At 72.5% G+C, this 9,251-nt stretch carries 7 protein-coding genes; 5 read left to right on the top strand and 2 right to left on the bottom strand.

Annotation, left to right across the window (positions count from 1 at the left end; genetic code table 11):
• The 3 genes from ACFYSC_RS29430 to ACFYSC_RS29420 all read left to right on the top strand — a co-directional run.
• Nucleotides 1-258: phosphopantetheine-binding protein (locus tag ACFYSC_RS29430; RefSeq protein WP_389968154.1), on the top strand; the 258-nt coding region annotated here is incomplete at its 5' end.
• A 31-nt stretch (nt 259-289) separates the two neighbouring features.
• Nucleotides 290-5,716, top strand: coding sequence for an amino acid adenylation domain-containing protein (locus ACFYSC_RS29425; RefSeq protein ID WP_389968152.1), 5,427 nt, complete (start codon nt 290-292; stop codon nt 5,714-5,716).
• Entirely contained in the window at nt 5,713-6,801 is a 1,089-nt protein-coding gene (locus ACFYSC_RS29420; RefSeq protein ID WP_389968150.1) for a TauD/TfdA family dioxygenase, read from the top strand. The genes ACFYSC_RS29425 and ACFYSC_RS29420 overlap by 4 nt, the downstream gene beginning before the upstream one ends.
• A 36-nt stretch (nt 6,802-6,837) precedes the next feature.
• Here ACFYSC_RS29420 and ACFYSC_RS29415 read toward each other — a convergent pair whose 3' ends face one another.
• Nucleotides 6,838-7,251 (bottom strand): pyridoxamine 5'-phosphate oxidase family protein, encoded by a 414-nt coding sequence (locus ACFYSC_RS29415; protein WP_389968148.1) that lies wholly within the window; start codon nt 7,249-7,251, stop codon nt 6,838-6,840.
• Nucleotides 7,252-7,346: 95 nt separating this feature from the next.
• Between ACFYSC_RS29415 and ACFYSC_RS29410 the strand changes: the two genes are divergently transcribed.
• A complete protein-coding gene (locus ACFYSC_RS29410) occupies nt 7,347-7,700 on the top strand; it encodes a VOC family protein (RefSeq protein ID WP_389968146.1) in 354 nt (117 codons plus the stop codon).
• A 30-nt stretch (nt 7,701-7,730) separates the two neighbouring features.
• Here the strand turns inward: ACFYSC_RS29410 and ACFYSC_RS29405 are convergent, their stop codons facing one another.
• On the bottom strand, nt 7,731-8,135 hold the full coding sequence (locus tag ACFYSC_RS29405) for a VOC family protein (RefSeq protein ID WP_389968144.1): 405 nt from the start codon (nt 8,133-8,135) through the stop codon (nt 7,731-7,733).
• A gap of 102 nt (nt 8,136-8,237) precedes the next feature.
• On the opposite strand from ACFYSC_RS29405, the gene ACFYSC_RS29400 reads away from it, so the two are divergent.
• Nucleotides 8,238-9,215: a helix-turn-helix transcriptional regulator gene (locus ACFYSC_RS29400; protein ID WP_389968142.1), complete on the top strand. Its 978-nt coding sequence runs from the start codon at nt 8,238-8,240 to the stop codon at nt 9,213-9,215.
• The last annotated feature ends 36 nt before the right edge of the window (nt 9,216-9,251 follow it).

Genomic DNA, 9,251 nt, shown 5'->3' with positions numbered 1-9,251 from the left:
CCACCCCGCACCGACGCCGAACACCTCATCACCGACGTCTGGACCGACGTCCTGGACACCACCCGCATCGGCGTCCACGACGACTTCTTCGCCCTCGGCGGCAACTCCCTGCTCGCGATCAGGGTGGCCGCCAGGATCCGCGCCGCCGTAGACCTGGAGATCCCGATCAATGTGATCTTCGCCAACCCCACCGTCGAGAAGCTGGCCGACGCCGTGGAGGCACTGCTGATCGCCGACATCGAGGGACAGGGCGCCTGAGCGCCGCCGTCCCGCAAGGAGGAAACCGTAGATGACCGACCAGCTGTCGGAACGCGCCGTCACGCTTTCGGCCGACAAGCGCGCCCTGCTGGCGCAGCGATTACGAGCACGCGCGGCGACCGTCACGGTCCGGCCCCGCTCCCCCGAGACCGAGCCGCCGCCGTCCAGCGGGCAGGAACGCCTGTGGTTCATGGAGCAGCTCGCCCCGGGCAACACCGCGTACACGATGCCGCTGACGCTGCGGCTGGCCGGCGAACTGGACGCCACGCTGCTGGAGGCCGCGCTGACCGCGCTGGTCGCCCGGCACGAGGCGCTGCGGATGCGCTTCCCCAGCCGGGACGGGCGGCCGCGGGTCGTCATCGACGAACCCGGCCCCGCCACGCTGAAGGTCGTGACGGCCGGCGACGCCGCCCACGCGGCCGAGATCGTCGGTGCGGAGGTCAGGCGGCCGTTCGACCTGGCCGCCGACGCGCTGCTGCGGGCCACGCTGGTCCGCCTCGCGCCGGACGACCACGTGCTGCTGCTCGCCGTACACCACGTCGTCAGCGACGGCCGGTCGCTGGAGATCATGGCCGACGAGCTGTTCGCCCTGTACGCCGGGCTGCGCGACGGCGCCCCGGCGGAACTGCCGCAGCCGCAGACGCAGTTCGGCGACTTCGCCGTCTGGGAGCGGGAACGGCTGGGCGGGCCCGAGGCCGAGCCCGACGTCGCGTTCTGGCGCGAGCAGCTCACCGGGATGCCCGACCTGGAGCTGCCCACCGACCACCCGCGTCCGGCCGAGCAGCGCTTCGAGGGCGCGCTGTCCGCCTTCGCCTGGGACGCGAAGCTGACCGAGGCGGTCCGCGAACTCGGCAGGGCGCACGGCGCCACGCTCTACATGACGCTGCTCGCCGCCTACCAGGCGGTCCTCGCCCGGCTCGCCGGGCAGGACGACTTCGGCGTCGGCTCGCCGGTGGCCGGACGGCCCCACCGGGAGCTGGAGGGCGTGGTCGGCTCCTTCGTCAACATGGTGACGCTGCGCAGCCGCACCGGTGACGACCCGACGGTCGCCGAGCACCTGCTGCGCACCCGCGAGACCGTGCTGGGCGCGCTCGGCCACCAGGACCATCCCTTCCACCAGCTCGTCAACGACCTGCGGGTGGAGCGCGACCCCAGCCGGTCGGCGATCTTCCAGGTGACCTTCGCGCTGAACAACCGGGCCGAGCCGCGCCGCGGCGTCGCCGGATTGGAGATCGCGCCGTTCGAGTTCCCGCTCACCATCACCCAGTTCGACCTCGCGCTGTACGTCACCGAGACCGACGAGGGGCTGGAGGGGTTCTTCACCTACCGCACCGACCTGTTCGAGGCCGCGTCCGTCGAGCGCGTCGAGCGCGCGATGCGGCGCTTCCTGGAGCAGGCCGTCGCCGACCACGGGCGCCGCCTGTCGGAGGTGTCGCTGCTCGGCGACGCCGAACGCGAGGCGCTGCTCGGCGAGTGGGCCGGCACCCGCACCTGGGAGCCGTCGCACCGCACGCTCGGCGAGATGGCCGAGGCCCAGGCGCAGCGGACCCCGGACGCCCCGGCCCTCGTGGCCGGGGACCGGTCGCTCACCTTCGCCGAACTGCACGGCCGGGCGAACCGTCTGGCCAGGCGGCTGCGCGGCATGGGCGTCGGCCCCGACACCCGCGTCGCGATCTGCCTGGAGGGCAACGTGGACGCCGCCGTGGCGATCCTCGCGGTGCTCAAGGCGGGCGGCGCCTACCTGCCGCTGGACCCCGAGCAGCCGGCCGACCGGCTGGAGTTCCTGCTCGCCGACTCCTCGGCGGTCCTGCTGGTCACCGGCTCGTCGCTGCGCGACCGGGCGCCCGGCTACACCGGACCCGTCGTGGAGCTCGACCACCCCGGCGACGCCTCCGGCGAGGGCGACGGCCCGCTGGAGCCGCTGGCCGGACCCGATGACCTCGCCTACGTGATCTACACCTCCGGCACCACCGGCCGCCCCAAGGGTGTCGGCGTCACCCACCGCCACATCGTGGCCTACCTGGAGTACATCCGCGCCGAGTACGGCATCGTGCCCGACGCCCACTTCGGCCTGCTGCAGTCGCTCGCCTTCGACTTCAGCATGCTGATGTTCTACCTGCCGCTCACCGGCGGCGGCACCCTGCACCAGCTGCCGCGCCGCGGCTCCGCGCCCGAGCTGGCCGAGGCCATCGCGGACCTGGACTACCTGAAGATGACGCCCTCGCACCTGGCCGCCCTCGGCGCCGAGGTGGAGCCGGAGCGGCTGCTGCCGCGCCGCGCGCTCATCCTGGCGGGCGAGGCGTCGCCCACCGCGTGGGTCCGCGACCTCGCCTCCCGCACCGGCTGCGCGGTCTTCAACAGCTACGGCCCCACCGAGACCGTCGTCGCGGTGACCACCGAGCGGGTCGACCCCGAGGCGGCGGCGCCCGGCACCGCCTGGCCCATCGGCCGCCCGCTGCCCGGCGCCCGCGTCTACGTGCTGGACCGGGCGCTGCGTCTGGTCCCGCCGGGCGTCGCCGGCGAGCTGTACATCGGCGGCGACACCCTGGCCCGCGGCTACCTCGGCCGCCCCGGGCTGACCGCCGAACGCTTCGTCGCCGACCCCTACGGCGAGCCGGGTGCGCGGATGTACCGCACCGGCGACCTGGTGCGCCGCCTCGACGACGGACGGCTGGAGTTCCTGGGCCGCACCGACCACCAGGTGAAGATCCGCGGCTACCGGGTGGAACTCGGCGAGATCGAGGCCGCGCTCGCCACCCTGCCCGGCGTCGTCCAGGGCGTGGTGGACCTGCGCGGCGACCACCTGACGGCCTGGCTGGAGAAGGAACCGGACGCCGCGGAGGCGCCGGTGGCCGAACTGCGGGCGCACCTGCTGGACCGGCTGCCCGAGTACATGGTCCCCGGCCGCTTCGCCTGGCTCGACCGGTTCCCGCTGCAGGCGCACGGCAAGGTCGACCGCCGCGCACTGCCCGACCCCGAACCCGAACGCGCCGACCAGCGAGCCGGCTACACCGCCCCGGAGGGACCCGTCGAGGAGGCCGTCGCCGCCATCTGGGCGGGCGTGCTGGACCTGGAACAGGTCGGCGCGAACGACGACTTCTTCGATCTCGGCGGCCACTCGCTGCTGGCCACCCAGGTCGTGGCGAGGATGCGCAAGGCGTTCCCCGACAGCAGACCGCCCATCGGCGTGCTGGAGATGTTCAAGAACCCGACCGTCGCCCAGCTCGCGAAGCTGATCGTCGAACGGCGCGGGGAGACCGCCGGGCCGCGGCGGATGCTCGCCGAGCTGACCCGCCCGATCGCCCCGAAGGACCACCGCGGCACCGTCATCTGCGTGCCGTACGGCGGCGCCAACGCGGTCGTCTACCAGACGCTCGCCGACGCCATGCCCGCCGGCTACTCCCTCTACGCGGTCGCCGCCCCCGGCCGCGAACCGGGCGAGGAGGCGCAGCTCCCCTTCGCCGAGGTCGCCGCGCAGTGCGTCAAGGAGATCGCCCAGCACGTCCAGGGCCCCCTGGTCATCTACGGGCACTGCGCGCCCGGCAGCGCCCTGGCCATCGAGCTGGCCAGGCAGGTCGAGGCGTCCGGACGCCAGCTGGACGCCCTCTACCTCGGCGGCATCTTCCCCTTCGCCAAGCCCAGGGGCCGCCTCCTCGGCCCGCTCAGCACGCTGATCAACGACCGTCTGCACGGCACCCGCAGCATCGCGGCCGAACTGCGCGCGCTCGGCGGCGACATGACCGGCCTCGACGAGGAACAGGTGACGTTCACCGTCGAGCTGATGCGCCAGGACGGCCGGATGGCCGAGGAGTACTTCACCGACCTGTTCGCCACCGAACAGCCGCGGCTGAAGGCGCCGATCGTCTCGGTCGTCGGCGAGCGCGACCCCAGCACCGAGTTCTACCAGGAGCGCTTCAAGGAGTGGTGCTTCCTGTCGGAGACGGCGTCGCTGGTCGTCATCGACGAGGCCGGGCACTTCTTCCCCAAGTACCGCGCCGACGAACTGGCCCGCATCGTCACCGGTACGCACCGCGCCGACGACACCTGGCGCGAGGAGCACTCCCGCGAGGCGGGCGGCACCTGGTGGCTGCAGGAGACCGTGCACCGGAAGGCCGCGCGCACCGAGCGTGAGCCGAGCATGGGCCGCTTCCTGCCCGTCGCGCTGGGCCAGCTGGTGTCGCTGGTCGGGTCGGCGCTCACCGAGTTCGCGGTGCCGATCTGGATCTTCCAGAAGACCGGATCGATGGCCCACTTCGGGCTCATCGCGCTGCTCGCCCTGGTACCGGGCATCATCGTGGCGCCGCTGGCGGGCGCGGTGGTCGACCGCTACGACCGGCGGCGCGTGATGATCGCCGGTGACGCCGCGTCGGGCCTCACCCAGGCGGTGATGCTCGCGCTGCTGCTGACCGACCGGCTCACCGTCGGCCCGCTGTACGGGCTGATAGCGATCGTCTCCGTCTCGGTGACGTTCCAGCGGCTCGCCTACCAGGCGTCGATACCGCAGCTGGTGCCCAAGCGCTACCTGGGCCACGCCAACGGCATCGTGCAGCTCGCCATCGGCAGCGGGCAGTTCCTGGCCCCGCTCATCGCGGTCGGCATGCTCGCCGCGATCGGGCTGGAGGGCATCCTGACCGTCCAGGTCGCCGCCTATGCGTTCGCCGTCCTGGTGGTCCTGCTGGTGAAGTTCCCCACCGCGCTGGGTCTGCGCCGCCGCGAGCCGATCTCCGCGGAGATCGTCAACGGCTTCCGGTACTCGCTGGGACACCGCGGTTTCCGCGCGATGCTGTTCTTCTTCGCCGGGGTGAACCTGTTCCTGGCGCCCATGTTCGTCATGGTCTCGCCGCTGGTGCTGTCGTTCTCCACCCTGGCCGCCGCCGGCACGGTGGCGGTCGCGGGCGGCGCCGGCGCGATCGTGGGCGGCCTGGTGATGAGCCTGTGGGGCGGCCCGACCCACCGCAGGCTGCGCGGCGCGATCGCCTCGGCCGGGCTGATGGCGCTCGCGGGCCTGGTCACCGGCCTGCAGCCCAACCTGTGGCTGATCGGCGCCGGCGCGTTCGGCATGTCCTTCTCGCTGTCGCTGATCAACGGCATCATCGCCACGATCATCCAGGTGAAGGTGCCGCACCGCTTCCAGGGCCGGATCATCGCGGTCAACACCATGATCGCCGCAGCGACCGTGCCCATCGGCTTCGGCGTCGTCGCGCCGCTCGCCGCTCCCCTGCTCGACCCGCTGATGGCCGCCGGCGGCCCGCTCGCCGGAACCGTCGGCGCGCTCATCGGCACCGGCCCGGGACGCGGGCTGGGGCTGTTCTACCTGATCTGCGGGCTCGCCCTGGGCCTGCTGACCCTCGCCGGGATGCGCGTCAGGAGGCTGGCGCGCTTCGACGACGAGGTGCCCGACGCCAAGCCCGACGACCTCATCGGCATCGAAGAGCTGGAAAGGACCCACGCCGCATGAACACCACCATCGACTGGGAGGTCAGGGACGGCAGACCCGCCGCGGCCGACGTCCAGGGGTCCGACCTGGACCGGACCTGCGAATGGCTGAGGGAGAACCGCGAGGCCATCCGCGCGGGACTGGACGAGCACGGCGCCGTCTACCTGCGGGGCCTGCCGATCAAGACCGTCGAGGACTTCGCCGAGGTCCGTGACGCGCTGGTCTCCAAACTCGCCGGGTACGTCGAGAAGGCCACCCCGCGCAGCCACTTCGGCAAGGACGTCTACTCCTCCACCGACCTGCCGCCCTCGCACGCGATCCGCCCGCACAACGAGAACAGCTACGCGCTGAGCTTCCCCGGCATCCTGATGTTCGGCTGCCTCGTCGCCCCCGACGAGGGCGGCGCGACCCCGGTCACCGACGTGCGCAAGGTCCTGCGGGACATCCCCGCGCCGCTCGCCGCCCGGTTCCGCGAGCACGGCTGGTCACTGGTGCGCAACTACGGCGAGCACATCAGCCTGGGCTGGCGCACCGCCTTCGCCACCGAGGACAGGGACGAGGTGGCCGCCTACTGCGCGGACAACCACATCGCCCACGAGTGGGTCGGCGACGACCAGCTCCGCACGAGACAGCGCCGCTCGGCCGTCATCCGCCACCCCGGGACCGGCGAGGAGGTCTGGTTCAACCACACCGTCTTCTGGAACGAATGGGCACTCGACCCCGACGTGCGCGAGGTGTTCATCGACGACCTGGGCCATGAGAACCTGCCCTTCAACACCGCCTACGGCGACGGCGAGCCGATCTCCAGGGAGGACATCGAGACGATCGACGAGGCCTACCGCCGGGCCACGGTCAGGGAGACCTGGCAGGTGGGCGACATCCTCATCGTCGACAACATCCTGTCGGCGCACGCCCGCGAGGCGTTCAAGGGACAGCGGAAGATCGTGGTCGCCATGGGCGACCCGATCGCGCTGTCGGACTGCTCCCCCACCGTCCAGCCGCTGGCCGGCTTCGCCGAGCCCGCCAAGTCCGCCGTGACCGCAGCCGCCCCGGCCGCGCAGGACGCCAAGCCCGCCAAGCGCCGCTGGTTCGGCCGCCGTTCCTGACCCGTCACCAGGCCGCCGGCCCCGGGGCCGGCGGCCTCAGACGTTGCCCAGCACCCGGGTGACGCTGATCTCGATCACCACCCGGGCCGGGTTCTCCCGGGGCATCCGGTAGCGCAGCTCGTACCGGCGCTCGGCGTCCTCGACCGCCTCACGGTCACGGCGGACCACCGCCCGCCCCTCCAGGGTGGACCAGCGGCGCCCGTCCACCTGGCAGACCGCCACCGGCGCCCCCTCCTCGCCGATCTCCGGCAGATTGCGGGCCTTGCGCGACGTGCCCGAGGTGATCACCCGGGCGATTCCGGAGTCGACGTCCAGCGTCACCCCCACGGGGACGACGTGCGGCGTGCCGTCGGCCCGGAGCGTGGTCAGCGTGCACAGGTGGCGCTCCCGCCAGAACTCGCGGAAATCCTCCCCCTGCCCCTTCAGCACGCCGCCCTTCCCGATGTCCATACCTGTTCCTTCGGTTCCCATCCGCAGCCGGATGCCCGTCTCACCACCGAGCCGGATCCTCCCATACGCCGCGAACCGGGCCGTACGATAAGGGGGTGATCATCCGTCAGAGCCAGCTCGTCATCGACTGCGCCGACCCGGCGCGGCTCGCCGCGTTCTGGGGGACGCTCCTGGACGCCGCCCCCGTGGACCGCGACCCCGGCTGGTCCAGCATCGACCCGCCGGGAGGACTGCGCCTGGCCTTCCAGCGGGTCCCCGAACCGCGGCCCGGAAAGAACCGGCTCCACCTCGACCTCGACGTGGAGGACCTCACCGGCGCCGCCGACGCCGCGGTCGCACTGGGCGGACGGCGGTCGGGCGCCCCCCGGCGCGACGCCGCCGGAGCCTTCCAGGTCATGCACGACCCGGAGGGCAACGAGTTCTGCTTCTTGACTTCCTCCCGGCCCTGAAGGACGGGGCTCGCGCCCTTCGAGTTCAGGTCAGCGGTCCAGCATCTCCAGATAGTGCCGGTTGTACATGACACCCAGCACATTGCCGAACGGGTCGATCACCGAGGCGGTGACGAAACCGGGGCCGCGCTCGGTCGGCTTGTCGTGCGCCGCGGCGCCCAGGGACAGCAGCCGCCCGAAAGCGGCCTCGATGTCGTCCACGTGCCAGTACACCACCACGCCGCCGGCCGTACCGGGGTGCGGATGCGGCGCGAAGCGGCTGTCGACGATCCCCAGCTCGTGCTGGTGGTCGCCGACGCGGAACTCGACGTAGGCGGGCGCCCCGCCGGCCGAACGCTCGAAGTACGGCTCGACACCGAGCACCTCGGCGTACCAGCGGACGGCGGCGGCGACGTCATCGGCGAAGAGACTGACGGTCGTGAGGCCTCGCAGCATGGACGGTTCCTTCCTCGAAGGGTGTTCCCCGGTGGGTGACATCACCAATGCTCCACGGCAAAGTGCTCATCTTCTGCGCACTTTTACGGAAGAATCCGGACCATGCGCGCCGACCGCCTCGTGGCCGTCCTGATGCTGATGCAGACCCGCGGCAGGGTCACCGCCGCCGAGCTGGCCGCCGAACTCGAGGTGTCCGTCGCCACCGCCCGCCGCGACCTGGAGGCGCTGTCAGCGGCCGGCGTCCCCGTCTACCCCCAGCCCGGCCGCGGCGGCGGCTGGTCCCTGGTCGGCGGCGCCCGCACCGACCTCAGCGGCCTGACAGCCGCCGAGGCACGGGCGCTGTTCCTGCTCGTCGGCCCCGCCGCGTCCCTCTCGGACCACGCCAGGGCGGCACTCCGCAAACTCATGCGAGCCCTGCCCGGAACCTTCCGCGCCGACGCCGAAGCCGCCGCCGAGGCCACGGTCACCGACCCCGTCCGGTGGGGCGGACACGACCGCCCCCGGCCCCCGGTGATCGACCTGCTGCAGACCGCCGTGATCCGGCGGCACAGAATCCGCCTCACCTACGCCGGCCACACCGGGAAACAGACCGAACGCCTCGTCGACCCGTGGGGCCTGATCGACAAAGACGACGTCTGGTACCTCCTCGCCGGAACCGACCGGGGACGACGCACCTTCCGCGCCGACCGGATCACCCACGCCGAGCCGACCGGCGAACCCGCCGACCGCCCCGACGACTTCACCCTCGCCACCGCCTGGCAGGAGGTCTCCGACGAGATCGAACGACGCCGCTCCCGCACCTGGGCGACCGTGCTCATCGAGGAGCGGTTCGCCCCGATCCTGCGCGACCGGTTCGGCCGGCACTGCCACATCGACGGCGAACCCGACCGGGGACGCGTCCGGGTCCGCCTCGCCGCCCCGACCCCCCTGGACATCGCCCGCGACCTCGCCGGCTGGGGCTCCCTGATCGAAATCGTCGAACCACGCTCGGTCCGGGACGAACTCGCCCGCATCGGCACCGAACTCGTCACCCGCCACTCTCATGGCGACGCTGGCGCGTCGCGGCTCGGGGGCTGGTAACCGGTGCCTTCCCTCGTCACTCCGCCGCTTCGCGGC

The organism is Streptosporangium sp. NPDC004379 (genome assembly GCF_042873875.1).
GTDB lineage: Bacteria > Actinomycetota > Actinomycetes > Streptosporangiales > Streptosporangiaceae > Streptosporangium.
This window is presented reverse-complemented; position numbering and strand designations above follow the sequence as displayed.

Coding starts and splice junctions, on each gene's coding strand:
- ACFYSC_RS29425 (WP_389968152.1), top strand. CDS start 290: ATGACCGACCAGCTGTCGGAACGCGCCGTCACGCTTTCGGCCGACAAG.
- ACFYSC_RS29420 (WP_389968150.1), top strand. CDS start 5,713: ATGAACACCACCATCGACTGGGAGGTCAGGGACGGCAGACCCGCCGCG.
- ACFYSC_RS29415 (WP_389968148.1), bottom strand. CDS start 7,251: ATGGACATCGGGAAGGGCGGCGTGCTGAAGGGGCAGGGGGAGGATTTC.
- ACFYSC_RS29405 (WP_389968144.1), bottom strand. CDS start 8,135: ATGCTGCGAGGCCTCACGACCGTCAGTCTCTTCGCCGATGACGTCGCC.
- ACFYSC_RS29400 (WP_389968142.1), top strand. CDS start 8,238: ATGCGCGCCGACCGCCTCGTGGCCGTCCTGATGCTGATGCAGACCCGC.